General features: G+C 69.8%; 23 protein-coding genes and 1 pseudogene. 19 read left to right on the plus strand and 5 right to left on the minus strand.

Annotated features, from left to right (window positions below; all coding sequences use genetic code 11):
* Positions 1–44: 44 nt before the first annotated feature.
* Both ACZ7L9_RS26505 and ACZ7L9_RS26510 read right to left on the minus strand, forming a co-directional pair.
* On the minus strand, positions 45–1,715 hold the full coding sequence (locus tag ACZ7L9_RS26505) for a hypothetical protein (RefSeq protein WP_471418856.1): 1,671 nt from the start codon (positions 1,713–1,715) through the stop codon (positions 45–47).
* A gap of 147 nt (positions 1,716–1,862) precedes the next feature.
* The gene (locus tag ACZ7L9_RS26510) at positions 1,863–4,088 is read right to left on the minus strand and encodes an elongation factor G-like protein EF-G2 (protein ID WP_471418858.1); all 2,226 of its coding nucleotides are present in this window, start codon (positions 4,086–4,088) and stop codon (positions 1,863–1,865) included.
* Between the two features lie 268 nt (positions 4,089–4,356).
* Between ACZ7L9_RS26510 and pgsA the strand changes: the two genes are divergently transcribed.
* From pgsA to ACZ7L9_RS26585, 15 genes are all read left to right on the plus strand, one after another.
* On the plus strand, positions 4,357–5,043 hold the full coding sequence (pgsA, locus tag ACZ7L9_RS26515; protein ID WP_471418860.1) for a phosphatidylinositol phosphate synthase: 687 nt from the start codon (positions 4,357–4,359) through the stop codon (positions 5,041–5,043).
* Positions 5,040–5,975 carry a phosphatidylinositol mannoside acyltransferase gene (locus tag ACZ7L9_RS26520; RefSeq protein WP_471418862.1) on the plus strand — a complete coding sequence of 312 codons (936 nt, stop codon included), beginning with the start codon at positions 5,040–5,042 and terminating at the stop codon, positions 5,973–5,975. Before pgsA ends, ACZ7L9_RS26520 begins: the two co-directional genes overlap by 4 nt.
* A complete protein-coding gene (locus ACZ7L9_RS26525; RefSeq protein WP_471418864.1) occupies positions 5,972–7,180 on the plus strand; it encodes a glycosyltransferase family 4 protein in 1,209 nt (402 codons plus the stop codon). Before ACZ7L9_RS26520 ends, ACZ7L9_RS26525 begins: the two co-directional genes overlap by 4 nt.
* A gap of 188 nt (positions 7,181–7,368) precedes the next feature.
* The gene (locus tag ACZ7L9_RS26530) at positions 7,369–7,866 is read left to right on the plus strand and encodes a hypothetical protein (RefSeq protein ID WP_389995719.1); all 498 of its coding nucleotides are present in this window, start codon (positions 7,369–7,371) and stop codon (positions 7,864–7,866) included.
* 168 nt (positions 7,867–8,034) lie between these two features.
* The gene (gene pdxS / locus ACZ7L9_RS26535) at positions 8,035–8,955 is read left to right on the plus strand and encodes a pyridoxal 5'-phosphate synthase lyase subunit PdxS (protein WP_392187595.1); all 921 of its coding nucleotides are present in this window, start codon (positions 8,035–8,037) and stop codon (positions 8,953–8,955) included.
* 6 nt (positions 8,956–8,961) lie between these two features.
* Positions 8,962–9,555 carry a pyridoxal 5'-phosphate synthase glutaminase subunit PdxT gene (gene pdxT, locus ACZ7L9_RS26540; RefSeq protein WP_471418866.1) on the plus strand — a complete coding sequence of 198 codons (594 nt, stop codon included), beginning with the start codon at positions 8,962–8,964 and terminating at the stop codon, positions 9,553–9,555.
* Between the two features lie 61 nt (positions 9,556–9,616).
* Entirely contained in the window at positions 9,617–10,369 is a 753-nt protein-coding gene (locus ACZ7L9_RS26545; protein ID WP_471418868.1) for a YebC/PmpR family DNA-binding transcriptional regulator, read from the plus strand.
* A gap of 136 nt (positions 10,370–10,505) precedes the next feature.
* Positions 10,506–11,081: a crossover junction endodeoxyribonuclease RuvC gene (ruvC, locus tag ACZ7L9_RS26550; protein WP_471418869.1), complete on the plus strand. Its 576-nt coding sequence runs from the start codon at positions 10,506–10,508 to the stop codon at positions 11,079–11,081.
* Positions 11,078–11,701 carry a Holliday junction branch migration protein RuvA gene (gene ruvA / locus ACZ7L9_RS26555; RefSeq protein ID WP_471418872.1) on the plus strand — a complete coding sequence of 208 codons (624 nt, stop codon included), beginning with the start codon at positions 11,078–11,080 and terminating at the stop codon, positions 11,699–11,701. The genes ruvC and ruvA overlap by 4 nt, the downstream gene beginning before the upstream one ends.
* Positions 11,702–11,789: 88 nt before the next feature.
* The gene (ruvB, locus tag ACZ7L9_RS26560) at positions 11,790–12,887 is read left to right on the plus strand and encodes a Holliday junction branch migration DNA helicase RuvB (RefSeq protein ID WP_471418874.1); all 1,098 of its coding nucleotides are present in this window, start codon (positions 11,790–11,792) and stop codon (positions 12,885–12,887) included.
* A gap of 164 nt (positions 12,888–13,051) precedes the next feature.
* Complete coding sequence (yajC, locus tag ACZ7L9_RS26565) at positions 13,052–13,546, plus strand: preprotein translocase subunit YajC (protein WP_471418875.1); 495 nt, start codon at positions 13,052–13,054, stop codon at positions 13,544–13,546.
* Between the two features lie 146 nt (positions 13,547–13,692).
* Complete coding sequence (gene secD, locus ACZ7L9_RS26570; protein WP_471418877.1) at positions 13,693–15,441, plus strand: protein translocase subunit SecD; 1,749 nt, start codon at positions 13,693–13,695, stop codon at positions 15,439–15,441.
* A gap of 1 nt (position 15,442) precedes the next feature.
* Positions 15,443–16,549 (plus strand): protein translocase subunit SecF, encoded by a 1,107-nt coding sequence (secF, locus tag ACZ7L9_RS26575; protein ID WP_471418878.1) that lies wholly within the window; start codon positions 15,443–15,445, stop codon positions 16,547–16,549.
* Complete coding sequence (locus ACZ7L9_RS26580) at positions 16,546–17,100, plus strand: adenine phosphoribosyltransferase (protein WP_471418880.1); 555 nt, start codon at positions 16,546–16,548, stop codon at positions 17,098–17,100. Before secF ends, ACZ7L9_RS26580 begins: the two co-directional genes overlap by 4 nt.
* A gap of 169 nt (positions 17,101–17,269) precedes the next feature.
* Positions 17,270–19,852, plus strand: a complete 2,583-nt coding sequence (locus tag ACZ7L9_RS26585) for a RelA/SpoT family protein (protein ID WP_471418882.1) — start codon at positions 17,270–17,272, stop codon at positions 19,850–19,852.
* A gap of 96 nt (positions 19,853–19,948) precedes the next feature.
* Here the strand turns inward: ACZ7L9_RS26585 and ACZ7L9_RS26590 are convergent, their stop codons facing one another.
* Together ACZ7L9_RS26590 and ACZ7L9_RS26595 are read right to left on the minus strand one after the other, a co-directional pair.
* Complete coding sequence (locus ACZ7L9_RS26590; protein ID WP_471418887.1) at positions 19,949–21,178, minus strand: DUF349 domain-containing protein; 1,230 nt, start codon at positions 21,176–21,178, stop codon at positions 19,949–19,951.
* A 202-nt stretch (positions 21,179–21,380) separates the two neighbouring features.
* Positions 21,381–22,169: a peptidylprolyl isomerase gene (locus ACZ7L9_RS26595; RefSeq protein ID WP_471418889.1), complete on the minus strand. Its 789-nt coding sequence runs from the start codon at positions 22,167–22,169 to the stop codon at positions 21,381–21,383.
* 148 nt (positions 22,170–22,317) lie between these two features.
* On the opposite strand from ACZ7L9_RS26595, the gene ACZ7L9_RS26600 reads away from it, so the two are divergent.
* The gene (locus ACZ7L9_RS26600) at positions 22,318–23,004 is read left to right on the plus strand and encodes an MBL fold metallo-hydrolase (protein WP_266745112.1); all 687 of its coding nucleotides are present in this window, start codon (positions 22,318–22,320) and stop codon (positions 23,002–23,004) included.
* A gap of 13 nt (positions 23,005–23,017) precedes the next feature.
* Positions 23,018–24,280 (plus strand): histidine--tRNA ligase, encoded by a 1,263-nt coding sequence (gene hisS / locus ACZ7L9_RS26605; RefSeq protein ID WP_471418891.1) that lies wholly within the window; start codon positions 23,018–23,020, stop codon positions 24,278–24,280.
* 93 nt (positions 24,281–24,373) lie between these two features.
* Here hisS and ACZ7L9_RS26610 read toward each other — a convergent pair.
* A pseudogene (locus tag ACZ7L9_RS26610) lies at positions 24,374–24,688 on the minus strand (ATP-binding cassette domain-containing protein); the annotation flags it as partial.
* A 136-nt stretch (positions 24,689–24,824) separates the two neighbouring features.
* Here ACZ7L9_RS26610 and ACZ7L9_RS26615 point away from each other — a divergent pair.
* Together ACZ7L9_RS26615 and ACZ7L9_RS26620 are read left to right on the plus strand one after the other, a co-directional pair.
* A complete protein-coding gene (locus ACZ7L9_RS26615; RefSeq protein ID WP_471418893.1) occupies positions 24,825–25,460 on the plus strand; it encodes a vitamin K epoxide reductase family protein in 636 nt (211 codons plus the stop codon).
* Between the two features lie 69 nt (positions 25,461–25,529).
* Complete coding sequence (locus ACZ7L9_RS26620; protein ID WP_471418894.1) at positions 25,530–26,918, plus strand: replication-associated recombination protein A; 1,389 nt, start codon at positions 25,530–25,532, stop codon at positions 26,916–26,918.
* Positions 26,919–26,928: the final 10 nt, after the last annotated feature.

The raw sequence follows: 26,928 nt of genomic DNA on the forward strand, positions 1-26,928 counted from the left end.
GTCGCCCCGGTCCACGCTTTGTCGCCGGGGCGGCCTTTCGCTTTCTACGCGTCGTACAGGTCGGCCTTGCGGGGTGTCGGGTCCTGGACCAGGCCGCTCAGTATCATCGAGCGGTTGTCGAAGCGTTCGGTATTCACCCCATTCTCCTCCAGGACGCGCAGGGCGGCGCTGTGCACGGCACGCAGGACGGGGGTGGCGGCGCGCATCGCGTCGTCGGCCATGAAGCGATGGCGCCAAGGCTTCTCGGCCCAGGCGTGGCGCAGGCCGAACGGCTCCGGCAGCGCGATCTTGCCACCCAGGTAGTCGAGGAGTGGCGGGTACCAGGTGAAGGGTGCGCGCAGGGCGAGGCGGACGACTTCGCGGGGTTCGACCAGCGCGAGGGTGATGTCGCGGGTCTCCCAGAACCGGACGGTCTTGTTGACGGTCTTGGTCTTGGCCGCGGGCTTGCTGGTGAAGAGCGAGTGGACCGGGCCGAGTGCGTGTCCGGTGACTTCGATGCGCAGGGTTTCGTAGAGCACCGTGACCGTGATCATCATGGTGATGACCAACTGGCCGTCCCAGAGGGTGAACTGGACGCCCAGGTAGTGCCGGTCGCCGCCGCCGAACTGCTGATGGTTGCAGATCCGCTGTATCTCGTGCGGCTTGACCTGGAAAGTGGCGACGTCCTCGCCGTCGGGGCGGGAGACCGAGTCGGCGTTCTCGCCGACGGGCGAGACGATCCAGTGGGTGACCGAGGGCGTGGGGAATCCACCGGTGTTCAGCGGGCCGCGCTCCAGCACCTTGAGCTGGTCGTGGATGACGCGTATCAGGTCCCAGCTGCGGAACTGGTGGAATTCCTTGCCTGGTTCCTTGGGGACGAGCTCTTCGGCGAGCTGCCAGCTGCCCCAACGGGTCCCCATGCCGAGGATTCCCTTGGGTCCCGCGTAGAAGACCGAGTTGGACTGCTGCTCGGCGGAGAGCTTCTCCAGGCCCTGGCGGAGTGCCTCTCGGGACGTCTCGTTGGGGTTCTTGGGTACGGCCTCGGGGATCTTGGCGATGACGCCGCCGCCGGAGAGCAGTCCTTCCCAGCGGGCGCGCATGTCCTTGGCGGAGGATTCGGCGATCCGCTTGGCGATGAGCCAGCCGATGACGGGGGCGACGATCATCGCCCGTAGGTAGAGCGCCAGGAATCCGGTGAGCGGCAGCTTGATCAGGAAGAACAGGGCCACGATGCCGATGACCGGGAGCAGGGCGTTGCCCAGGGTGGCGAGGGCCTTGTCCTTGGTGTTGCCGAGCCCGTCGCGCAGTCGGAAGGCGATGACCCACAGGAGCATGCCGGGCAGGAAGAGGAAGCCGAACAGGGCGGTGACGGCGGTCAGTTTGGTGTCGCGTGCCCTGCGGAGGCGGGTCGCGGACAGGCAGTGTTCTACGACGGTCTGCGGGTCGGTCCCGAAGGACTGGATGAGGGCCTTCCGGGCGCCGCCCAGCATGCGTTCCTGGACGGCGCGGGAGAATGCCTCGCCGAGATTGGGCTTGAAGTAGTCGGACTTGAAGAGCTTGGAACGGCCTGCTTTGACTTCGGACTTGTGCCATTCGCTGTTGGCGTCAAGGATCGTCTCCACCGGGCTGTCGCGGTACGCGGCGGAGGCGAGGGCGTTCGTCGCCACCGCCTGTCCGCCCGAACCCTGGAGCGGGATCTGCGCTCCGGGAGAGAAATCGAATCCGTCGTTCGCCACTGTCGCCCCCACTCGCCGCCGAGGAACCGCTCCTGCGGCTGTTTCCCAACTGGCGTGCCCGGCACACCTTCTGAGCTGGGACCACAGCGTATCGTCCGGATCAACGCGCCGCCCGCCCCTGTGGACAAGGGCGGGCGGCACAGTCGATTACGCGTCATTCGGATTGTTCTGCTGCTGTTCGCGGATGCGTTCCGCGAGCTGTGGGGGCATGGCTTCGTGCCGGGCGTACGTCCGGTCGAAGCGACCGGCCCCATGGGAGAGGGAGCGGAGCTCGATGGCGTACCGGCCGATCTCCAGCTCGGGCACCTCGGCCCGTACGAGGGTGCGTCCGGGGCCGGACTGTTCGGTTCCGATCACTCTGCCGCGCCGCCCGGACAGATCACTCATGACCGGCCCGACGTAGTCGTCGGGGACCAGGACCCGGACCTCGGCGACGGGTTCTAGGAGCTGGATGCGGGTGTCCGCGGCCGCTTCGCGCAGGGCCAGGGCGCCCGCGGTCTGGAACGCGGCGTCGGAGGAGTCCACGGAGTGGGACTTTCCGTCCCGCAGGGTGATGCGCACGTCGACGAGCGGATGCCCGGCCGCCACTCCGCGCGCGGCCTGGGCGCGCACGCCCTTCTCGACGGACGGAACGAACTGGCGCGGTACCGCTCCGCCGACCACCTTGTCGACGAATTCGATGCCCGAACCCGGTGGCAGCGGCTCCACGTCGATCTCGCAGACGGCGTACTGGCCGTGGCCGCCGGACTGTTTCACATGCCGGCCGCGCCCGGTCGCGGGGCCGGCGAAGGTCTCGCGCAGCGGCACCTTGTGGGGTACGGCGTCGACCTGGACTCCGTAGTGGCTGCGCAGCCGGTCCAGCGCCACGTCCTGATGGGCCTCGCCGAGGCACCACAGGACCACCTGGTGGGTGTCCTGGTTCTGTTCGAGGCGCATGGTGGGATCCTCGGCGACGAGCCGGGACAGCCCCTGGGACAGCTTGTCCTCGTCGGCCTTGCTGTGTGCCTGGATGGCGAGCGGCAGCAGTGGGTCGGGTGTGGCCCAGGGGTCCATCAGCAGCGGCTGGTCCTTGGCGGAGAGGGTGTCCCCGGTCTCGGCACCGGCCAGTTTGGCGACGCAGGCCAGATCTCCGGCGATGCATGCGGTGAGGGGCTGCTGCTGTTTGCCGGAGGGGGCGGAGAGGGCGCCGACGCGTACCTCCGCCTCGTGGAAGGGGCGGGTCTCGTGGCCGGGGTCGGTGAGGCCGTGGCCGAAGACATGGACGGTTTCGTCGGGGCGCAGGGTGCCGGAGAAGACGCGTACGAGCGAGACGCGGCCGACGTACGGGTCCGAGGCCGTCTTGACGACCTCCGCGAGGAGCGGGCCCTGCGGGGCGCAGGTGAGGACCGGGCGGGGCGCGCCGTGCAGGGGGGTGACCTCGGGGAGCGGGCGCTCCCGCGGGGTCGGGAAGCCGCCGGTGATGAGGTCGAGGAGCTCGACGGTACCGACGCCCTGGCGGGCGCCCTCGGCGGCGGGGGCCGCGGTGAGTACGGGGTGGAAGGCGTCCCGGGCGACGGCGCGTTCCAGGTCGTCGATGAGTGTCTTGATGTCGATGTCGGCCCCGTCGAGGTAGCGGTCCATCAGGGTCTCGTCCTCGCTCTCGGCGATGATTCCCTCGATGAGCCGGTTGCGGGCCTCCTGGAGCGGGGTCTGCTGGGCGTCGGCGGGCGGGTGCTCCTGCCGCTCGCCCGAGGAGTAGTCGAAGATCCGCTGGGAGAGGAGTCCGGTGAGACCGGTGAGCGGGGCGTGCCCGTCGGGGCCCTCGGGGCCGAGGACGGGCAGATAGAGCGGAAGGACGGCGTCGGGGTCGTCGCCGCCGAAGATCTCGCCGCAGATCCGGGTCATCCGGTCGAACGAGGTGCGCGCGGTGTCCAGGTGGGTGACGACGATGGCGCGGGGCATGCCGACGGCGGCGCACTCGTCCCACACGGCGCGGGTGGCGCCCGCCACGGCATCGGCCTCCTGGGCGGCGGACACGATGAACAGGGCCGCGTCCGCTGCGCGCAGACCGGCCCTGAGCTCCCCGACGAAATCCGCGTACCCCGGGGTGTCCAGCAGATTGATCTTGTATCCGCCCCATTCGACGGGGACGAGGGAGAGCTGTACGGAGCGTTGCTGGCGGTGTTCGATCTCGTCGTAGTCGGAGATCGTCGTGCCGTCCTCGACCCGGCCTGCCCGGTTGACCGCACCCGCGGTCAGTGCGAGGGCCTCGACGAGGGTCGTCTTGCCGGAGCCGCTGTGGCCGACCAGCACCACATTCCGTATCGATGAGGGCTGGTCGGCCGCCGCTGCCCTGCCGGCGGCCCCGGTGTGTACGTGTGCCTTGTCGCCCATGATGCGTGCCTCCCAGGTAGTGGCGCGGAGCGGGAAGAAAAGCCGGCGCGGTGTGGGGAGAAGGGTGCACGGGCACGGGTGAGCCGCCACGGCGGCTACGGCGACGCCCGCGGTAATTCGAGCTTTCCACTCCCGCCGGGGCGCGTCCATACGTCGAGCGCCGCCGCGCGAGGCCGGGTGCCCGGACGGTGGAGTCCGGCGGGCGTGACTACGATGGGCCAGCCGGTGGCCGAAGGGGCCGCTCGGCCCACCGACCCTCGGGAAGGCCATGCTGAACAAGTACGCGCGTGCATTTTTTACGCGTGTCCTCACACCGTTCGCCGCACTGTTGCTCCGTCTCGGCGTGAGCCCCGACGCGGTCACTCTGATCGGTACGGCCGGGGTGATGGCAGGTGCGCTGGTCTTCTTCCCGATGGGGGGGTTCTTCTGGGGCACGATCGTCATCACGATCTTCGTGTTCTCCGACCTCGTCGACGGCAACATGGCCCGGCAGGCCGGTATCTCCAGCCGCTGGGGCGCGTTCCTGGACTCGACCCTCGACCGGGTCGCCGATGGGGCGATCTTCGGCGGATTCGCGCTCTGGTACGCGGGCAAGGGCGACGACGACGTGATGTGCGCGGTCGCGATCTTCTGCCTGGCGAGCGGCCAGGTGGTCTCGTACACGAAGGCGCGTGGCGAGTCGATCGGGCTGCCGGTCGCGGTCAACGGGCTCGTGGAGCGCGCCGAGCGGCTGGTGATCTCGCTGGTCGCGGCCGGGCTCGCCGGTCTGCACAAGTTCGGTGTCCCCGGTATCCAGGTACTGCTGCCGATCGCGCTGTGGATCGTCGCCGTGGGCAGCCTGGTGACGCTCGTGCAGCGGGTCGTGACGGTGCGCCGTGAGTCCGCCGAGGCCGATGCCGCCGAGGCCGAGGCCGAGGCCGACGCCGCGGACCGGGGGAGCGGGGCCGCGCAGTGAGCGGCGCACCGGGTGACGCGCGGACCGGCCTGCGGGACCGGCTGACCGACGGGCTCTACGGGCTCGGCTGGGCCGCTGTGAAGAAGCTTCCCGAGCCGGTCGCCAGGGCCCTCTTCCGGACCATCGCCGACCAGGCGTGGAAGCGGCGAGGCAAGGGCGTGCTGCGGCTGGAGTCGAATCTGGCGCGGGTCGTGCCCGGGGCGTCCCCGGCCCGGCTCGCCGCACTCTCCAAGGCCGGGATGCGCTCGTACATGCGCTACTGGATGGAGTCGTTCCGGCTGCCCACCTGGAGTCCGGCGCGGATCAAGGCGTCCATAGAGGTGACGGACGCGCACCGGCTGACCGACGTGCTGGGCACCGGCCGCGGCGTCATCCTCGCCCTGCCGCACCTGGGGAACTGGGACCTGGCGGGCGCGTGGGTCACCACCGACCTCAAGGTGCCCTTCACCACGGTCGCCGAGCGGCTCAAGCCCGAGACGCTGTACGACCGGTTCGTGGCCTACCGCGAGGGGCTCGGCATGGAGGTCCTGCCGCACAGCGGCGGCGCCGCCTTCGGCACCCTGGCGCGACGGCTGCGCGCGGGCGGCCTGGTCTGTCTGGTCGCCGACCGCGACCTGTCGGCCTCCGGCATCGAGGTGACGTTCTTCGGGGAAACCGCGCGCATGCCCGCAGGACCGGCGCTGCTCGCCCAGCAGACCGGGGCGCTGCTGCTGCCCGTGACGCTCCGGTACGACGAGACGCCGGTGATGAAGGCACGCATTCATCCACCCGTCGAGGTGCCCGAGTCAGGCAACCGTGACGAGAAGACGTCCTCGATGACACAGGCGGTGGCGGATGCCTTCGCCGTCGGGATCGCCGAACATCCGGAGGACTGGCACATGCTGCAGCGGCTCTGGTCGGCCGATCTGGAGAACCGGGAGGACCGGCTGTGAAGATCGGCATCGTGTGCCCGTACTCCTGGGACGTGCCGGGCGGCGTGCAGTTCCACATCCGGGACCTGGCCGAGCACCTGATCCGGCTGGGGCATCAGGTGTCGGTGCTGGCGCCCGCCGACGACGAGACTCCGCTTCCGCCGTACGTGGTCTCCGCGGGCCGGGCCGTGCCCGTCCCGTACAACGGCTCCGTGGCGCGGCTGAACTTCGGCTTCCTCTCGGCCGCCCGGGTGCGCCGCTGGCTGCACGACGGCACTTTCGACGTGATCCACATCCATGAGCCGACGTCGCCCTCGCTGGGGCTGCTCGCCTGCTGGGCCGCGCAGGGCCCCATCGTCGCGACGTTCCACACCTCGAACCCGCGTTCCCGGGCGATGATCGCCGCGTACCCGATCCTGCAGCCCGCGCTGGAGAAGATCAGCGCGCGCATCGCGGTGAGCGAGTACGCGCGCCGGACCCTGGTCGAGCACCTCGGTGGTGACGCGGTCGTCATCCCGAACGGGGTCGATGTCGGCTTCTTCGCCGGCGCCGAGCCCAAGGCCGAGTGGCAATCGGAGGGGACGCGAAGCCCGGTCGAGGGCGGTGGTGGGAGACGGGAGGGCGGCACGATCGGCTTCATCGGGCGCATCGACGAGCCCCGCAAGGGCCTGCCCGTCCTGATGAGGGCGCTGCCCACGATCCTTGCCGCACGTCCGGACACCAGACTCCTGGTGGCGGGCCGCGGCGACGAGGAGGAGGCCGTCGCCTCGCTGCCCGAGGAGATGCGCGGGCGCGTCGAATTCCTCGGCATGGTGAGCGACGAGGACAAGGCGCGGCTGTTGCGCAGCGTCGATGTGTACGTCGCGCCCAATACGGGCGGCGAGAGCTTCGGCATCATCCTGGTCGAGGCGATGTCGGCCGGCGCGCCGGTGCTGGCCAGCGATCTGGACGCGTTCGCGCAGGTCCTGGATCTGGGTGCGGCGGGTGAACTCTTCGCCAACGAGGACGCGGACGCGCTGGCGTCGGCGGCGATCCGGCTGCTCGGCGATCCGGAGCGGCGTGCGGAGCTGCGCGAGCGGGGAACCGCGCACGTGCGGCGCTTCGACTGGTCGACGGTCGGGGCGGACATCCTCGCGGTGTACGAGACGGTGACGGACGGCGCGGCATCCGTGGCGGCCGACGAACGCACGGGCCTGCGCGCCCGCTTCGGAATGGCGCGGGACTAGCCGGCTAGGCCCCTGTCCTGTCGATCTTCGCGGGGCCCCGGGGCAGCGGGCCCCGGCGGCAATCGAGCCCGCCCGTATCCGCCCCGTGCCCCGGGCCGGACGGCCGCACCGCCCGCGCCCCGACGGTAGCCTTGCCGCCCGTGATCGAAACCCTCATCTGGATCGCCGTCGCGGTCATCGCGATCGGCATGTACCTCAGTTGGACCGCCGGACGGCTGGACCGGCTGCACACGCGTATCGACGCCGCCCGCGCAGCCCTCGACGCGCAGCTCCTGCGTCGCGCCTCGGTCACCCAGGAACTGGCCACCTCGGGTGTTCTCGATCCGGCCGCGTCCATCGTGCTGTACGAGGCCGCACACGCCGCCCGTCAGGCGGAGGAGGAACACCGCGAGGTCGCGGAGAGCGAGCTGAGCACCGCGCTGCGGGCGGTCTTCGGCGAGCGGGCGCAGGTGGAGACCGTGAAGGAGATCCCCGGCGGCGAGGAAGCGGCGTCCGAACTCGCCGCGGCCGTGCGCCGGGTCCCGATGGCCCGGCGGTTCCACAACGACGCGGTGCGCGCGGCGCGTGCGCTGCGCAGGCATCGTACGGTGCGGTGGTTCCGGCTGGCCGGGCACGCCCCTTTCCCGCTCGCCTTCGAGATGGACGACGAACCGCCCGTGGCCCTGGCGGACCGCCCCGTCAGCTGATCCGGCGGCGCCTCACCCGCACGTGACCGGGGCCACAACCCGTCCCGTACGAGTCCAAAACGATCCACCGGCCTTCCATTGGCCCTTGCTGTGGACTGGTTCCGGAGAGTTTGCTTCCTCTGCACCAACCAGCGCATTCAGCAACTTTTCTCCGAGTGAGGTCGATCCGTGTCCACGCTTCCCACCACCCCGCAGTCCGCCGACTCCCCGGCCACCGGCACCGCCCGCGTCAAGCGCGGAATGGCCGAACAGCTCAAGGGCGGCGTGATCATGGATGTCGTCAATGCCGAGCAGGCGAAGATCGCCGAGGACGCGGGCGCCGTGGCCGTCATGGCCCTGGAGCGGGTGCCGGCCGACATCCGTAAGGACGGCGGCGTGGCCCGGATGTCGGACCCGAACATGATCGAGGAGATCATCGAGGCCGTCTCCATCCCGGTGATGGCGAAGTCCCGCATCGGGCACTTCGTCGAGGCCCAGGTCCTGCAGTCGCTCGGTGTCGACTACATCGACGAGTCCGAGGTCCTCACCCCGGCCGACGAGGTCAACCACAGCGACAAGTTCGCCTTCACCACTCCGTTCGTCTGCGGCGCCACCAACCTGGGCGAGGCCCTGCGCCGTATCGCCGAGGGTGCGGCCATGATCCGTTCGAAGGGCGAGGCCGGCACCGGCAACGTCGTCGAGGCCGTCCGTCACCTGCGCCAGATCAAGAACGAGATCGCCCGGCTGCGCGGCTACGACAACAACGAGCTGTACGCCGCCGCCAAGGACCTCCGCGCCCCGTACGAGCTGGTCAAGGAGGTCGCCGAGCTCGGCAAGCTGCCCGTCGTGCTGTTCTCCGCGGGCGGCGTCGCCACCCCCGCCGACGCCGCGCTCATGCGCCAGCTCGGTGCCGAGGGCGTCTTCGTCGGTTCCGGCATCTTCAAGTCCGGCGACCCCGCCAAGCGCGCCGCCGCGATCGTGAAGGCCACCACCTTCTACGACGACCCGAAGATCATCGCGGACGCCTCCCGGAACCTGGGCGAGGCCATGGTCGGCATCAACTGCGACACCTTGCCCGAGGCCGAGCGCTACGCCAACCGCGGCTGGTAGTCACTGATGAGCGACACCCCTGTGATCGGAGTCCTGGCTCTCCAGGGCGACGTACGGGAACACCTGATCGCCCTGGCCTCGGCGGATGCCCTGGCCAGGCCGGTCCGGCGTCCCGAGGAACTCGCCGAGGTCGACGGCCTGGTCATTCCCGGCGGCGAATCCACCACGATGTCCAAGCTGGCTTCTCTGTTCGGCATGCTGGAGCCGCTGCGCGAGCGGGTACGGAACGGAATGCCGGTCTACGGCACCTGCGCCGGAATGATCCTGCTCGCCGACAAGATCCTCGACCCGCGCGCGGGCCAGGAGACGGTCGGCGGGATCGACATGATCGTGCGCCGTAACGCCTTCGGGCGGCAGAACGAGTCCTTCGAGGCGGCCGTCGAGGTCGCCGGTGTCGAAGGCGGCCCGGTCGAGGGCGTGTTCATCCGCGCCCCGTGGGTGGAATCGGTCGGCGCACGGGCCGAGGTGCTGGCGGAGCACGGTGGTCACATCGTCGCCGTACGCCAGGGAAACGCCCTTGCTACGTCGTTCCACCCGGAACTGACCGGAGACCACCGGGTTCACGCGTTGTTCGTGGACATGGTGCGCGCAGTCGGCTGACTCGATCCCGGTAGGATCTCTCGGGTTCGAATCGTTTTGGGTGACGCGAAGGAGAAGGCAGATGTCCGGCCACTCTAAATGGGCTACGACGAAGCACAAGAAGGCCGTGATCGATGCCAAGCGCGGCAAGCTCTTCGCGAAGCTGATCAAGAACATCGAGGTGGCGGCCCGCACCGGCGGTGTGGACCCCGACGGAAATCCGACCCTTGTGGACGCGATCCAGAAGGCGAAGAAGAGTTCCGTCCCGAACAAGAACATCGATTCCGCGGTCAAGCGCGGCGGCGGTCTCGAAGCGGGCGGCGTCGACTACCAGACGATCATGTACGAGGGTTACGGCCCGAACGGTGTCGCGGTGCTCATCGAGTGCCTGACCGACAACCGCAACCGTGCCGCCTCCGACGTGCGTGTCGCGATGACCCGCAACGGCGGTTCGATGGCCGACCCGGGTTCGGTCTCGTACCTCTTCAACCGCAAGGGCGTCGTGATCGTCCCCAAGGGCGAGCTGACCGAGGACGATGTCCTGGGCGCCGTCCTCGAAGCGGGCGCCGAGGAGGTCAACGACCTCGGTGACAGCTACGAGGTCGTCAGCGAGGCCACCGACATGGTTGCGGTCCGTACGGCGCTCCAGCAGGCCGGCATCGACTACGACTCCGCCGAGGCCAACTTCCTGCCCACCATGCAGGTCGAGCTGGACGAGGAGGGCGCGCGCAAGATCTTCAAGCTGATCGACGCGCTGGAGGACAGCGACGACGTGCAGAACGTCTTCGCCAACTTCGATGTCTCGGACGAGGTCATGGAGAAGGTGGACGCCTGAGCCGGGATCGGCACAGCCTTCATGGACGGGCCGACGGGGACACACCCCGTCGGCCCGTCGCTTTGCCCGACGCGTTGTCAGTGCGAGCCGATAGCCTGCGGGAACAGTTGACCGATCGGTACGGAGGGGGCGCCCCATGCGGGTACTCGGCGTCGACCCGGGGCTGACCCGGTGCGGTGTCGGCGTCGTCGAAGGCGTCGCCGGGCGGCCCCTGACGATGCTCGGCGTCGGCGTCGTCCGCACCCCGGCCGATGCGGAGCTCGGCCGGCGGCTGGTCGCCATCGAGCGCGGCATGGAGGAATGGCTGGACGAGTACCGGCCCGAATTCGTCGCCGTGGAGCGGGTGTTCAGCCAGCACAACGTCCGTACGGTGATGGGCACCGCCCAGGCCAGCGCCGTCGCCATGCTCTGCGCGTCCCGGCGCGGCATCCCCGTCGCCCTGCACACCCCCAGCGAGGTCAAGGCGGCCGTCACCGGCAGCGGCCGCGCCGACAAGGCGCAGGTCGGCGCGATGGTCACCCGGCTGCTGCGGCTCGACGCCCCGCCGAAACCGGCCGACGCGGCCGACGCCCTCGCGCTCGCCATCTGCCACATCTGGCGCGTCCCCGCCGTCAACCGCCTCCAGCAGGCACACGCGGCGGCCGCCGCCGCGGCTCGCACCGCTCGTGTTCCCCGTACACCCGCAGCTCCCGTCCGGAAGGTCCCCCGATGATCGCCTTCGTCAGCGGCCCCGTGGCCGCGCTCGCCCCGACCACGGCCGTGATCGAGGTGGGCGGCATCGGCATGGCCGTCCAGTGCACACCGAACACCCTGGCCGGCCTCCGGATCGGCCAGGAGGCCAGGCTCGCCACCTCCCTCGTCGTACGGGAGGACTCGCTCACCCTCTACGGCTTCGCCGACGACGACGAGCGGCAGGTCTTCGAGCTGCTCCAGACCGCCAGCGGAGTCGGTCCCCGGCTCGCCCAGGCCATGCTCGCCACCCACACCCCGGACGCCCTGCGGATCGCGGTCGCCGCCGGCGACGAGAAGGCGCTCACCGCCGTCTCCGGTATCGGCAAGAAGGGCGCGCAGAAACTCCTCCTGGAACTGAAGGACAGACTCGGCGAGCCCGTCGCCCAGATCGGCCGGCAGGGCATCGGCACCGCCGTCACCTCCTCCTGGCGCGACCAGCTGCAGGCCGCCCTGATCGGTCTCGGCTACGCCACCCGCGAGGCCGACGAAGCGGTCACCGCGGTCATCCCGCAGGCCGAGGCGGCGCTGGCCGAGGGCGGGCAGGCCCCCGTGCCGCAACTGTTGCGCGCCGCGCTGCAGACCCTCAACCGTGCGCGCTGACCGGAGCGCGACACCCCCGGGGCACCTGAACCCCGACGCAGGGCCGGGCACCGCACGGCACCGAAACACCCGAGGCGGGACAGACTGAATGAACTGGGACGAGATCGGACCCGACACCGAAGAGCCGCTCGGCGAGCGCCTCGGTGAGCGGCAGGACGAACGCCTTGTCGACGCCGACGCGGACGGCGAGGACACCGCGGTCGAAGCGGCGCTGCGGCCGAAGGACCTCGATGAATTCGTCGGCCAGGAGAAGGTGCGCGAACAGCTCGACCTGGTCCTCAAGGCGGCCAGGGCCCGCGGCGCCACCGCCGACCATGTCCTGCTCTCCGGCGCCCCCGGCCTCGGCAAGACCACCCTCTCCATGATCATCGCGGCCGAGATGGGCGCACCGATCCGGATCACCTCCGGCCCCGCCATCCAGCATGCGGGTGATCTTGCGGCGATTCTCTCGTCGCTCCAGGAGGGCGAGGTTCTCTTCCTCGACGAGATCCACCGCATGTCGCGGCCCGCCGAGGAGATGCTCTACATGGCGATGGAGGACTTCCGGGTCGACGTCATCGTCGGCAAGGGCCCCGGCGCCACCGCCATCCCGCTGGAACTGCCGCCGTTCACTCTGGTGGGCGCAACCACCAGGGCCGGACTTCTGCCGCCCCCGCTGCGCGACCGCTTCGGCTTCACCGGCCACATGGAGTTCTACGCTCCCACCGAACTGGAACGCGTCATCCACCGTTCCGCCCGCCTCTTGGACGTGGCGATAGACACGGAGGGGGCCGCCGAGATCGCCGGGCGTTCCCGCGGCACCCCCCGCATCGCCAACCGGCTGCTGCGCCGCGTCCGGGACTACGCCCAGGTCAAGGCGGACGGGCGGATCGACCGTGCCGTCGCCTCCGCGGCCCTCGGGGTCTACGAGGTCGATGCCCGCGGGCTCGACCGGCTGGACCGTGCGGTGCTCGGCGCCCTGCTGAAACTTTTCGGCGGCGGCCCCGTCGGGCTGTCCACCCTCGCGGTTGCCGTGGGTGAGGAGCGCGAAACGGTCGAGGAGGTCGCCGAGCCCTTCCTGGTACGGGAAGGGCTGCTGGCCAGGACGCCGCGGGGGCGCGTCGCGACACCCGCGGCGTGGGCTCACCTCGGTCTCGCGCCGCCGCAGCATGACGGAAAGGGACAACAGGGTCTGTTCGGGGCGTGATGCGTCACAGGTTCACCCGGACAGGAACCACCGAGCCATGCCGGGCGTTGTTCCATCGATGCGGACTCGCTTAGACTCCGCCGATGCCGCCCTTAAAGGTCGGTGTACCCACCCCCGTAGATCAGGCCGCCGTCCAGCGCGGTCGTGCGAAGGAAACTCGTCCCGTGAATCCCGTGACTCTTCTCCCCTTCATCGTGCTCATCGGGGCCATGTTCCTGATGACGCGGTCCGCCAAGAAGAAGCAGGCGGCCGCCGTCCAGATGCGCAACGAAATGCAGCCCGGCACTGGCGTCCGGACGATCGGGGGCATGTACGCCACCGTCAAGGAACTTCACGACGACACCGTTCTCCTTGAGATCGCGCCCGGCGTCCACGCCGTCTACGCCAAGAACGCCATCGGCGCCGTCCTCGACGACGCGGAGTACAACCGCATCGTCCACGGCGACGACGAGAACGCCCTCGACCTCGACGGCGCGATCGTGCCGGACGATGCCTCCTCGCTGACCGAGGCCGAGGCCGGCACCGACGAGGACACCTCGGACGACGCCAAGATCGACCTCGGCAAGAAGGCCGACGACGCCGACGACGCCGAGCCGAAGGACGCCGCGGCCGACAAGAAGTCCGAGGGCAAGACCGACGGCGAGGCCGACGCGAAGTAACCCACGACCCGGGGATGCCATGAGCCCACCGGCATCAGGTACTCCCCGGACCGTGCGATCTTCTGCGGGGGCGGGTCCCCACAACACTTCGTGGCCGCTCGGGCGCGTACCCGGCGCGGGGCGGTTGGACAGGGAGAAACGAGAAGGTGGCAGCACCGAAGAAGAGCCGAGGGCCGGCCGGCGGTCAGGGCAGGCCGGGGCGTGCCCTGGCTCTGATCCTGATCGCCATGGTCGCGCTCACCGGCGGGATGTTCCTGGCGGGTCAGACGGCCCCACGACTGGGCATCGACCTGGCGGGCGGCACGTCCATCACGCTTGAGGCGACGAGCGAGCCGGGCCAGGAATCGGCGATCAACAAGACCAACATGGACACGGCGGTCCAGATCATGGAACGCCGTGTCAATGGTCTTGGCGTCTCCGAAGCCGAGGTCCAGACCCAGGGCGATCGCAACATCATCGTCAACATCCCCAAGGGCACGAACTCCGCCCAGGCCCGTGAGCAGGTCGGCACCACCGCCAAGCTCTACTTCCGGCCGGTGCTGACCGTCGCCCAGGGCACCCCCACCCCGACGCCCAGCGGCTCGTCATCCGGCAAGCCCAGCCCGTCCGCGAGCCCGAGCAGCTCGGCATCGGCCGACGGAAAGGCGTCGGCGACGCCGAGCGCCGGCGCCTCCCCGCAGGGCCGCGCGGTCACCGACGGCCTCAAGGCCGACGTCACACCGAGCCCCAAGGCGAGCGGCTCCGCCGCCACGACACCGGATCCCTCCGCATCCGCTCCCTCCGCCGCGGAAGAGGCGGCCGCCGCCAAGCTCCAGAAGCAGTTCGCGGCGCTCGACTGCTCCAGCAAGGCTTCCCGCGCCGCGGCCGCACGGGGCGCCAAGCCCACCGACACGGTCGTCGCGTGCAGCTCCGAGGGCGACGCCAAGTACGTCCTCGGCCCGGCCGAGGTGTCCGGCACCGAGGTAGCCAACGCCAAGGCCGGCTTCGACCAGCAGCGCGGCATGTGGATCGTCAACATGGAGTTCACCAAGAAGGGCTCCAAAGAGTTCCAGACGATCACCCAGAAGCTCTCCGCACTGCAGTCCCCGCAGAACCAGTTCGCCATCTCCCTGGACGGCGAGGTCGTGTCGGCGCCTTCCGTGCGCACGACGCTCAGCGGCAGCGCCGAGATCTCCGGCAGCTTCACCCAGCAGTCCGCCGAGGACCTGGCCAACGTGCTCTCCTACGGTGCGCTCCCGCTCTCCTTCAAGGAGCAGGGCGTCACCACCGTCACCGCCGCGCTCGGCGGCGAGCAGCTCCAGGCCGGTCTGATCGCCGGCGCCATCGGTCTGGCCCTGGTGATCATCTACCTGGTGGCCTACTACCGCGGACTGGCGTTCATCGCGCTCCTGAGCCTGATGGCCTCCGGCATCCTGACCTACACGCTCATGTCGTTGCTCGGCCCGGCCATCGGCTTCGCTCTGAACCTCCCGGCGGTCTGCGGCGCCATCGTGGCCATCGGTATCACCGCGGACTCCTTCATCGTGTACTTCGAGAGAATCCGCGACGAGATCCGCGACGGCCGTACGCTCCGCCCGGCCGTCCAGCGCGCCTGGCCGCGCGCCCGGCGCACCATCCTGGTCTCCGACTTCGTGTCGTTCCTCGCCGCCGCGGTGCTCTTCGTCGTCACCGTCGGCAAGGTTCAGGGCTTCGCGTTCACGCTGGGTCTCACCACCCTGCTCGACGTGGTCGTGGTGTTCCTCTTCACCAAGCCCGTCATGACACTGATGGCCCGTACGAAGTTCTTCTCCAGCGGTCACCCGTGGTCCGGTCTGGATCCGAAGCGGCTCGGCGCCAAGCCGCCGCTGCGCCGCTCGCGCCGTGTCAACGCCCCCACTGAACCGAAGGAGGCGTGAGATGTCGCGACTCGGCAGTCTCGGCGCCCGTCTCTACCGAGGCGAGGTCGGCTACGACTTCATCGGCAAGCGCAAGATCTGGTACGGGATCTCGATCCTGATCACCATCACGGCCATTGTCGGCCTGGCGGTCAGCGGTCTGAACATGGGCATCGAGTTCAAGGGCGGCGCGGTCTTCACCACCCCGAACACGAGCGTCAGCGTCGCCCATGCGGAGGACCTCGCCACGGAGGCCTCCGGCCACCAGGCGATCGTCCAGAAGCTCGGCAACAGCGGCGGTCTGCGTATCCAGATCACCGAGGTCGACACCGCGAAGTCCGACCAGATCAAGGAACAGCTCTCCAAGGGCCTCAACGTCCCGACGGAGAAGATCGCCGCCGACCTGGTCGGCCCCAGCTGGGGTGAGCAGATCGCCAACAAGGCCTGGACCGGCCTCGGCGTCTTCATGGTCCTCGTGGTGATCTACCTGGCCATCGCCTTCGAGTGGCGCATGGCGATCGCGGCCCTGGTCGCGCTGATCCACGACATCACCATCACGGTCGGGATCTACGCCCTGGTCGGCTTCGAGGTCACCCCGGGCACCGTGATCGGTCTGCTGACCATCCTCGGTTACTCCCTCTACGACACGGTCGTCGTCTTCGACAGCCTCAGGGAGAGCACGCACGACATCACCAAGCAGACCCGGTGGACGTACAGCGAGATCGCCAACCGCTCGATCAACGGCACGCTGGTCCGCTCCATCAACACCACCGTCGTGGCTCTGCTCCCCGTCGCCGGTCTGCTCTTCATCGGCGGCGGTGTCCTCGGCGCCGGCATGCTGAACGACATCTCGCTGTCGCTGTTCGTCGGCCTCGCGGCCGGTGCGTACTCCTCGATCTTCATCGCCACCCCGCTCGTCGCCGACCTCAAGGAACGCGACCCGCAGATGAAGGCCCTGAAGAAGCGGGTCCTCGCCAAGCGTGCGGCAGCCGCCGCCAAGGGCGAGTCCGCCGAGGACGAGCCCTCGGACGACGACTCCCTCCAGGACGCCGTACCCGCCGCCGCGGTCGTCGGCCAGCGCCAGGAGCCCCCCAGGGGCCACGGCCGGACCTCTGGGAAGCGTCGATGACCAGCAGCACCACCGAGAGCGTCCGCGAGCTCCTGCTCAGCCGGATCCGTGATGTGCCGGACCACCCCAAGCCGGGCGTGCTGTTCAAGGACATCACCCCGCTGCTCGCGGACCCGGCAGCGTTCGCGGCCCTCACCGAGGCCCTCGCGGAACTGTGCGTACGCCACGGCGCCACGAAGGTCGTCGGTCTTGAGGCCCGCGGCTTCATCCTGGCCGCCCCGGTCGCGATCCGGGCCGGGCTCGGCTTCGTACCTGTCCGCAAGGCGGGGAAGCTGCCCGGAGCCACGCTCCGCCAGGCGTACGACCTGGAGTACGGCACCGCGGAGATCGAGATCCACGCGGAGGACCTGTCCGCCGACGACCGGATCATGGTCATCGACGACATCCTCGCGACCGGTGGCACCGCCGAGGCCTCGCTGGAGCTGATCCGGCGGGCCGGGGCCGAGGTCGCGGGCGTCGCGGTCCTCATGGAGCTCGGTTTCCTGCCCGGTCGCGCCCGGCTGGAGCAGGGCCTGCGCGGCGCGCCGCTGGAGGTTCTGATCACGGTCTGAGCGGCAGCGGACCGTACGTGGCAACGGCTCATGCGCGAAGGACGGGCACCCGGGAACAACCGGGTGCCCGTTCAGCGTTGTGAGGGGTCTCACGGTCCCCGGGGGAGGACGAGCCACAGGATCGATACGATGGCCTTTCCGGGTATCCGGATCCGCATGAGGAGCGCTCTTGCCAGACGAGGCCCAGCCAGTCGCCGCCGCCCCGCAGCCCGACAAGCCCGCGGCGGCCTCAGGCATGCCCGGGAAGAAGCAGCCTGCGCAGAAGCCGAAGCCCCCGGCACCCGAGCCCGGTACGGGACCGGCGCCGACCGGTGCCGCGGTGCTGCGGCCCGCGCCCGCTTCCCCCGCCCAGCCGGTCACGCCCGCCTCGTCGGCCGCGTCCGCCCCGAAGCCCCCGGCGAAGCCCGCCGCCAAGCCGGTCACCCCGGCCGCTCCCGCGAGCCGCTCCGGTGGCTCCTCCAACCGGGTACGGGCCAGGCTCGCCCGCCTCGGTGTGCAGCGCTCCAGCCCGTACAACCCGGTGCTCGAACCGCTGCTGCGCATCGTCCGCAGCAACGACGCCAAGATGGAGACGGCCACGCTGCGGCAGATCGAGCGCGCCTACCAGGTCGCCGAGCGCTGGCACCGCGGCCAGAAGCGCAAGAGCGGCGACCCGTACATCACGCACCCGCTCGCCGTCACGACGATCCTCGCCGAGCTCGGCATGGACCCGGCGACGCTGATGGCCGGCCTGCTGCACGACACGGTCGAGGACACCGAGTACGGCCTGGACACCCTGCGACGGGACTTCGGCGACCAGGTCGCCCTGCTCGTCGACGGCGTCACCAAGCTGGACAAGGTCAAGTTCGGCGAGGCTGCCCAGGCCGAGACCGTACGCAAGATGGTCGTCGCGATGGCCAAGGACCCCAGGGTCCTCGTCATCAAGCTCGCCGACCGGCTGCACAACATGCGCACCATGCGCTACCTCAAGCGGGAGAAGCAGGAGAAGAAGGCCCGCGAGACGCTTGAGATCTACGCGCCCCTGGCCCACCGCCTGGGCATGAACACCATCAAGTGGGAGCTGGAGGACCTCGCCTTCGCGATCCTCTACCCCAAGATGTACGACGAGATCGTCCGCCTCGTCGCCGAGCGGGCCCCCAAGCGCGACGAGTACCTCGCCATAGTGACCGACGAGGTCCAGGCCGACCTGCGTGCCGCCCGGATCAAGGCCACCGTCACCGGCCGGCCGAAGCACTACTACAGCGTGTACCAGAAGATGATCGTGCGGGGCCGGGACTTCGCCGAGATCTACGACCTGGTGGGCATCCGGGTCCTCGTCGACACCGTCCGCGACTGTTACGCGGCGCTCGGCACCGTCCACGCGCGATGGAATCCGGTCCCCGGCCGGTTCAAGGACTACATCGCGATGCCCAAGTTCAACATGTACCAGTCCCTGCACACGACGGTGATCGGTCCCAGCGGCAAGCCGGTCGAGCTGCAGATCCGTACGTTCGACATGCACCGCCGCGCCGAGTACGGCATCGCCGCGCACTGGAAGTACAAGCAGGAGGCCGTCGCGGGCGCCTCCAAGGTGCGCACCGACGTACCCAGGAGCACCGGCAAGGGCGCGCGCCAGGACACCGTCAACGACATGGCGTGGCTGCGCCAGCTCCTGGACTGGCAGAAGGAGACGGAGGACCCCAGCGAGTTCCTGGAGTCGCTGCGCTTCGACCTCTCCCGCAACGAGGTCTTCGTCTTCACGCCCAAGGGCGACGTCATAGCGCTCCCCGCGGGTGCGACGCCGGTCGACTTCGCGTACGCCGTCCATACGGAGGTCGGCCACCGGACCATAGGGGCACGGGTCAACGGTCGGCTCGTACCGCTCGAATCGACCCTCGACAACGGCGACCTGGTGGAGGTCTTCACCTCGAAGGCGGCCGGTGCCGGACCGTCCCGGGACTGGCTGGGTTTCGTCAAGTCGCCCCGCGCCCGCAACAAGATCCGTGCCTGGTTCTCCAAGGAGCGTCGCGACGAGGCGATCGAGCAGGGCAAGGACGCCATCGCGCGCGCCATGCGCAAGCAGAACCTGCCGATCCAGCGCATCCTCACCGGCGACTCCCTGGTCACCCTCGCCCACGAGATGCGCTACCCCGACATCTCGTCCCTGTACGCGGCGATCGGCGAGGGCCATGTGGCCGCCGCCGGGGTCGTACAGAAGCTCGTCCAGGCGCTCGGCGGCGAGGACGCCGCCAACGAGGACATCGCGGAGAGCTCGCTGCCCTCGCGCGGCCGAGGCAAGCGCCGTTCCAACGCCGATCCCGGTGTCGTCGTCAAGGGCGTCGAGGACGTCTGGGTCAAACTGGCCCGCTGCTGCACGCCCGTCCCCGGCGACCCGATCATCGGCTTCGTCACCCGGGGCAGCGGGGTCTCCGTGCACCGCGCAGACTGCGTCAACGTCGACTCCCTGTCGCAACAGCCGGAACGGATCCTGGACGTCGAGTGGGCGCCGACCCAGTCCTCGGTCTTCCTGGTCGCCATCCAGGTCGAGGCCCTGGACCGGTCGCGGCTGCTCTCGGACGTCACCCGCGTCCTGTCGGACCAGCACGTCAACATCCTGTCGGCGGCCGTCCAGACCTCCCGGGACCGGGTGGCCACCTCGCGCTTCACCTTCGAGATGGGCGACCCGAAGCACCTCGGACACGTACTGAAGGCTGTACGGGGCGTGGAGGGTGTCTACGACGTCTACCGCGTCACCTCGGCGCGCAGGCCCTGACCGGCCGAGGAGGAGGACGGCGCGCACTTCCTCGACCCGAACAGGCCGAAGGGCCCCCGTCCTGACGGGGGCCCTTCGGCCTGACGTACCAGGGGATCAGCCGCCGAACTCCTCCAGGCCCTTCAGCGCCTGGTCCAGCAGTGCCTGCCGGCCTTCGAGCTCCTTGGCCAGCTTGTCGGCCCGGGCGTTGTTGCCCGAGGCGCGGGCCGTGTCGATCTGCGTACGCAGCTTGTCCACGGCCGCCTGCAGCTGACCCGTCAGACCCGCGGCGCGCGCACGCGCCTCCGGGTTCGTCCGGCGCCACTCCGACTCCTCGGCCTCCTGAAGGGCCCGCTCCACCGCGTGCATCCGCCCCTCGACCTTCGGACGGGCGTCACGCGGCACATGGCCGATGGCCTCCCAGCGCTCGTTGATGGCCCGGAACGCGGCCCTGGCCGCCTTCAGGTCCTTCACCGGCACCAGCTTCTCGGCCTCGGCGGCGAGCTCCTCCTTCAGCTTGAGGTTCTCGCCCTGTTCCGCATCCCGCTCGGCGAAGACCTCGCTGCGGGCGGCGAAGAAGACGTCCTGAGCCCCGCGGAAACGGTTCCACAGATCGTCCTCGGCCTCGCGCTGGGCGCGGCCCACCGCCTTCCACTCCGTCATCAGGTCCCGGTAACGGGCGGCCGTGGCTCCCCAGTCCGTGGAACCGGACAGCGACTCGGCCTCCGCGACCAGCTTCTCCTTGGCCTTACGGGCCTCCTCGCGCTGGGCGTCCAGCGAGGCGAAATGGGCCTTGCGGCGCTTGGAGAACGCCGAGCGGGCGTGTGAGAAGCGGTGCCACAGCTCGTCGTCGGACTTGCGGTCGAGCCGCGGAAGGCCCTTCCACGTGTCGACGAGCGCGCGCAGCCGCTCGCCCGCGGAGCGCCACTGCTCGCTCTGCGCCAGCTCCTCGGCCTCGGCGACCAGCGCCTCCTTGGCGTGCTTCGCCTCGTCGGTCTGCTTCGCCTTCTGGGCCTTGCGCTCCTCGCGCCGCGACTCGACCGTCGCGGCCAGCGCGTCGAGTCGCTTACGGAGCGCGTCGAGGTCGCCGACGGCGTGATGCTCGTCCACCTGCAGGCGCAGGTGCTCGATGGCGGTCGTGGCGTCCTTCGCCGACAGGTCGGTGGTCTTCACCCGCCGTTCGAGGAGGCCGATCTCGACCACAATGCCCTCGTACTTGCGCTCGAAGTAGGCCAGAGCCTCCTCGGGGGAACCCGCCTGCCACGATCCGACGACCTGCTCGCCATCGGCTGTACGCACGTACACGGTGCCTGTCTCATCGACACGGCCCCACGGGTCGCTGCTCACAGCGCCTCCTCCACCTGATGCCTGCGAGAGGGTTCGCCCCCCTGGCATCGTCCACAGTTTCCTGGGGCGGGCAGCGCCCGCCCTGCACAACGCCAATCTAGGCGACCGGCCGCCCGGCTGTCCGCACTCAGCGCGGCTGAAAATATTCCGGCCCGCGCTTTGCCGTCACCGCCGGACGGCCCGTCCGGCCGCCCCGGCCGCGTCACGACTTCGCGACAGCGGCCTTCGAGATGTCCACGGCCTTCTTCGGCGCACCGTCAGCGGCACCGCCGGCCACCCCCGCCGCACCGATGTCCTTGACGGCCTTCAGCGAGGCGTCGTCCATCGTGCCGAACGGGGTGTAGGTGGGCGGCAGTTTGCTGTCCTTGTACACCAGGAAGAACTGGCTGCCGCCGGTGTGCGGCTGGCCGGTGTTCGCCATCGCCACCGTGCCCGCGGGGTAGGTCACCGTGCCGTCCGCGCCCGCCTTGCCCAGCCCGGTCAGGTTCTCGTCCGGGATGGTGTAGCCGGGGCCGCCCGTGCCGTCGCCCTTGGGGTCACCGCACTGCAGGACGAAGATGCCCTGTGTGGTGAGGCGGTGGCACTTCGTACCGTCGAAGAAGCCCTTGTCGGCCAGCGACTTGAACGAGTTCGTGGTGTGCGGGGTCTTCGCCGCGTCCATAGTGAACGCGATGTCGCCCTGGCTCGTCTTGACCGACATCGTGTACTTCGACGTCTTGTCGATCTTCATCGCGGGCTCCGGCGCGCTGCTCTCGCTCGGCGACGGCGAAGCCGAAGGGCTCGCGGCCGCGTCGCTCTTGTCCTTCTTGCCGTCGCCGTCTCCGTCGAGGGCGAGATACGCGCCCACCCCGACGACCGCCACCACGGCCACCGCGGACGCGATGACGACCGTCAGCCGCCGCGTCCGGCGGCGGGCCTCCTCCCGGCGCTGCTGCTGCCGCTCGAACTTCTCCCTGGCGAGCTGCCGCCGCCGCTGATCGCTGCTGACCACCGGGTGATCTCCTTGTAGGTCGTGTGATGGGGCCTGGGCTGCCCGTACCGTATATGGGTTAGCTGTGGAATGAGGAGCGCCGGTAGGCTCTGAACTGCCGCGACCTTCTCAGTCGCAATCCATCGTCGGACGACCAGTAAGGACGATCGTGCTCATTGCCGGGTTCCCCGCCGGAGCCTGGGGGACCAACTGTTACCTGGTCGCCCCGGCCGCAGGCGAGGAGTGCGTGATCATCGACCCGGGCCATCAGGCCGCATCCGGAGTCGAGGAAGCACTGAAGAAGCATCGGCTGAAGCCCGTCGCCGTCGTACTGACCCACGGCCACATCGACCACGTCGCCTCGGTCGTCCCGGTGTGCGGCGCGCACGACGTCCCCGCCTGGATCCACCCGGAGGACCGGTACATGATGAGCGACCCGGAGAAGGCCCTCGGCCGCTCCATCGGGATGCCGCTCATGGGCGAGCTGACGGTGGGGGAACCGGACGACGTCAAGGAGCTGAGCGACGGCGCGCTGCTGAAGCTGGCCGGTCTGGAGTTCGGTGTCGCGCACGCGCCCGGCCATACCAAGGGGTCGGTGACGTTCAGGATGCCCGAGGCCGCGGATGTTCCGCAGATCCTCTTCTCGGGCGACCTGCTCTTCGCCGGCTCCGTCGGACGCACCGACCTGCCCGGCGGCGACCACGCCGAGCTGCTCGAGTCGCTGGCCCGTGTGTGCCTGCCGCTCGACGACTCGACCGTGGTGCTGTCCGGCCACGGCCCCCAGACGACCATCGGCCGCGAGCGCGCCTCGAATCCGTATCTGCACGGTATGGACGCGCCCCGACGAGGAATGTGACGAGAGAAAAACCGTGAGCACCTTCAAGGCCCCCAAGGGCACGTACGACCTGACCCCGCCCGACTCCGCGAAGTACCTCGCGGTGCGCGAGGCGATCGCCGCACCCCTGAAGAACTCCGGCTACGGCTACATCGAGACGCCAGGCTTCGAGGACGTCGCCCTCTTCTCGCGCGGTGTCGGTGAGTCCACCGACATCGTGACCAAGGAGATGTACACCCTCACCACCAAGGGCGGCTCCCAGCTGGCGCTGCGCCCGGAGGGCACCGCGTCCGTGCTGCGCGCCGCACTGGAGGCCAACCTCCACAAGCTCGGCAACCTGCCCGTGAAGCTCTGGTACTCCGGCTCCTACTACCGCTACGAGCGCCCGCAGAAGGGCCGCTACCGGCACTTCTCGCAGGTCGGTGCGGAGGCGATCGGCGCCGAGGACCCGGCGCTCGACGCCGAGCTGATCATCCTGGCCGACCAGGCCTACCGCACGCTGGGTCTGCGGAACTTCCGCATTCTGCTCAACTCGCTGGGCGACAAGGAGTGCCGCCCCGTCTACCGGGACGCGCTCCAGGGCTTCCTGCGCGAGCTCGATCTGGATGACGACACCCGCCGCCGCATCGAGATCAACCCGCTCCGGGTCCTCGACGACAAGCGGCCCGAGGTACAGAAGCAGCTGGCCGGCGCACCGGTGCTGCGCGACTACCTGTGCGACGCCTGCAAGGCGTACCACGAGGAGGTACGCGATCTGCTCGCCGCGGCAGGTGTGGTGTACGAGGACGACGAGAGGCTCGTCCGCGGCCTCGACTACTACACCCGCACCACCTTCGAGTTCGTCCACGACGGACTCGGCTCGCAGTCCGCGGTGGGCGGCGGCGGCCGTTACGACGGCCTGTCCGAGATGATCGGCGGCCCGGCGCTCCCGTCGGTCGGCTGGGCGCTCGGCGTGGACCGCACGGTGCTCGCGCTGGAGGCGGAGGGCATCGAGCTCGAACTGCCCGCGGCCACCAGCGTCTTCGCGGTACCGCTCGGCGAGGAGGCCCGGCGGGTGCTCTTCGGGATCGTCACGCAGTTGCGCCGCGAGGGTGTGGCGGCGGACTTCGCGTACGGAAACCGCGGCCTCAAGGGTGCGATGAAGAGCGCGAACCGCTCGGGCGCCCGGTTCACGATCGTCGCGGGCGAGCGGGACCTGGCCGAGGGCGTGGTCCAGCTCAAGGACATGGAGTCCGGCGAGCAGACGGCGGTCCCCCTGGCGGAAGTGGCCGAGACGATCCGCGAGCGCCTGGCGTAGCGCCTCCGCGCCGCCGGACGGGCTGAATTCCCAGCCCGCCCGGCGACCGGCGACGCACCCCGCTCAGCGTCGTGCCGGTCCTTCCCGGAAGGTCAGCAGGCACAGCACCGGACCGGCGACGCTCCAGGCCCCCAGCACCAGCCGTCGGCCACCGGAGAGCTCCTTGATACGGGCGTCGGCCTTCTGTTCCGGACCCACCAGCGCGATGACGTCCTCGCAGTCGCGCGGCCTCGGGCAGTAGTGGGCGAAGCACGTCACCGTCTCGCGCACCGTCAACTCGGCAGGCGCGGATTCACCCTGCCAGACGACTCCGACCCGCGAACGCCAACGGCGGTCGGCGGAAGCCGGGTCCTCGCCGAGCACCGACACGGTTCCCCCGTCACGGCTGCGATGGCCCGGCAGAATCTCCCGCGGACCGGGCGCGCGCCGTACCGCTCGTGCGTGAAGCTTCGCGTACACCTTTATGTCCATCGAACAGAGGACCCGCGATGCGGTGCGGCACAATGACCGTGCCCAGCAGGCCACTCACTGATGGAACGGCGATATGACGACTGCAGCGGTAGACCACCCCTCCTCCGACCAGGACGAGGAGGGCGGGAAGAGGACCATCGGCGGCAGCCGGGCGTTGGCACTGCTGCTGGTGATCACGGGCGCGGCCGGACTCCTCGCCGCCTGGGCCATCACGATCGACAAGTTCAAGCTGCTGGAAGATCCCAACTTCACACCGGGATGCAGTCTCAACCCGGTCGTCGCGTGCGGCAGCATCATGAAGAGCGACCAGGCGGCCGCCTTCGGCTTCCCGAACCCGATGCTCGGCCTGGTCACCTACTCAGTGATCATCGGCATCGGCCTGGCACTGCTCGCGGGTGCCCGCTTCCGCAGCTGGTACTGGCTGGGGATGAACGCCGGCACGCTGTTCGGCGTCGGCTTCTGCACCTGGCTCCAGTACCAGTCGCTCTACAACATCAACTCGCTCTGCCTGTGGTGCTGCCTGGCCTGGGTCGCCACGATCTTCATGTTCTGCTACGTCACCACGCACAACATCAAGCACCGGATCCTGCCCGCGCCGAACTGGCTTCGCAGCGGACTGACGGAGTTCCACTGGGTGCCGCCGGTCCTGTGGATCGGCATCATCGGCATGCTGATCCTGACCCGCTGGTGGGACTTCTGGACCAGCTGACCGGGCCGCCGCTCCCGCCGGGCGACCGGCCCGGCAGGGATGTCGGTGCCGTGACATAGGCTTCAAAACGTGGAGCCCGACCTCTTTACCGCAGCCGCCGAAGACCGCCAGGAGAAGGACCCGTCCAGCAGCCCCCTGGCTGTCCGGATGCGCCCCCGCACCCTCGACGAGGTCGTCGGCCAGCAGCATCTGCTCAAGCCGGGCTCGCCGCTGCGCCGCCTCGTCGGCGAGGGGAACGGCGGGCCCGCGGGGCCCTCGTCGGTGATCCTCTGGGGTCCGCCCGGCATCGGGAAGACGACTCTCGCTTACGTGGTCAGCAAGGCCACCAACAAGCGCTTCGTCGAGCTGTCCGCGATCACCGCGGGCGTCAAGGAAGTACGGGCCGTCATCGAGGGCGCCCGCCGCGCCACCGGCGGCTACGGCAAGGAGACCGTCCTCTTCCTCGACGAGATCCACCGCTTCTCCAAGGCGCAGCAGGACTCCCTGCTTCCGGCCGTGGAGAACCGCTGGGTGACCCTGATCGCCGCGACCACCGAGAATCCGTACTTCTCGATCATCTCGCCGCTGCTGTCGCGCTCGCTCCTGCTCACCCTGGAATCGCTCACCGACGACGATCTGCGTGGCCTGCTGCGGCGTGCCCTCACGGACGAGCGCGGGCTGGGTGGCGCGGTGGCGCTGCCGGGCGACGCCGAGACACATCTGCTGCGTATCGCGGGCGGCGACGCCCGTCGGGCGCTGACGGCGCTGGAGGCGGCGGCCGGAGCGGCGCTGTCCAAGCAGGAGAAGGAGATCACCCTCCTGACCCTGGAGGAAACGGTCGACCGCGCGGCCGTCAAGTACGACCGGGACGGCGACCAGCACTACGACGTGGCGAGCGCGCTCATCAAGTCGATCCGCGGCTCCGACGTCGATGCCGCGCTGCATTACCTGGCCCGGATGATCGAGGCGGGGGAGGACCCCCGGTTCATCGCCCGGCGGCTGATGATCTCGGCCAGCGAGGACATCGGTCTCGCCGATCCCACGGCACTGCCCGTCGCCGTCGCGGCCGCCCAGGCGGTGGCCATGATCGGATTCCCGGAGGCGGCGCTCACCTTGAGCCATGCCACGATCGCCCTGGCCCTCGCCCCCAAGTCCAATGCGGCGACGCTGGCGATCTTCGCCGCCCAGGAGGACGTACGGAAGGGGCTCGCGGGCCCCGTACCGGCCCATCTGCGCGACGGCCACTACAAGGGCGCGGCCAAGCTGGGCCACGCCCAGGGCTATGTGTATCCGCACGACGTCCCCGGCGGCATCGCCGCCCAGCAGTACGCCCCGGACGCCGTGCGCGACAAGCACTACTACCAGCCCACGCGCTACGGCGCGGAGGCGCGTTACGCGGATGTGGTGGAGCGGGTCCGCGAGCGCCTCGGCCGCCCGGGCTCCGACGGCGACGCGAGCCCGTCACCCGACAGGCTCTGAGGGGGAAGTG

Source organism: Streptomyces sp. NPDC111516 (genome assembly GCF_055635345.1).

Excerpts from the sequence above, each read along its gene's own strand:
- pdxT (WP_471418866.1), top strand. The coding sequence starts at position 8,962 with ATGAGCGACACCCCTGTGATCGGAGTCCTGGCTCTCCAGGGCGACGTA.
- secF (WP_471418878.1), top strand. The coding sequence starts at position 15,443 with ATGTCGCGACTCGGCAGTCTCGGCGCCCGTCTCTACCGAGGCGAGGTC.
- ruvB (WP_471418874.1), top strand. The coding sequence starts at position 11,790 with ATGAACTGGGACGAGATCGGACCCGACACCGAAGAGCCGCTCGGCGAG.
- ruvC (WP_471418869.1), top strand. The coding sequence starts at position 10,506 with ATGCGGGTACTCGGCGTCGACCCGGGGCTGACCCGGTGCGGTGTCGGC.
- ACZ7L9_RS26615 (WP_471418893.1), top strand. The coding sequence starts at position 24,825 with ATGACGACTGCAGCGGTAGACCACCCCTCCTCCGACCAGGACGAGGAG.
- ACZ7L9_RS26545 (WP_471418868.1), top strand. The coding sequence starts at position 9,617 with ATGTCCGGCCACTCTAAATGGGCTACGACGAAGCACAAGAAGGCCGTG.
- pgsA (WP_471418860.1), top strand. The coding sequence starts at position 4,357 with ATGCTGAACAAGTACGCGCGTGCATTTTTTACGCGTGTCCTCACACCG.
- ACZ7L9_RS26580 (WP_471418880.1), top strand. The coding sequence starts at position 16,546 with ATGACCAGCAGCACCACCGAGAGCGTCCGCGAGCTCCTGCTCAGCCGG.
- ruvA (WP_471418872.1), top strand. The coding sequence starts at position 11,078 with ATGATCGCCTTCGTCAGCGGCCCCGTGGCCGCGCTCGCCCCGACCACG.
- ACZ7L9_RS26530 (WP_389995719.1), top strand. The coding sequence starts at position 7,369 with ATGTACCTCAGTTGGACCGCCGGACGGCTGGACCGGCTGCACACGCGT.
- ACZ7L9_RS26510 (WP_471418858.1), bottom strand. The coding sequence starts at position 4,088 with ATGGGCGACAAGGCACACGTACACACCGGGGCCGCCGGCAGGGCAGCG.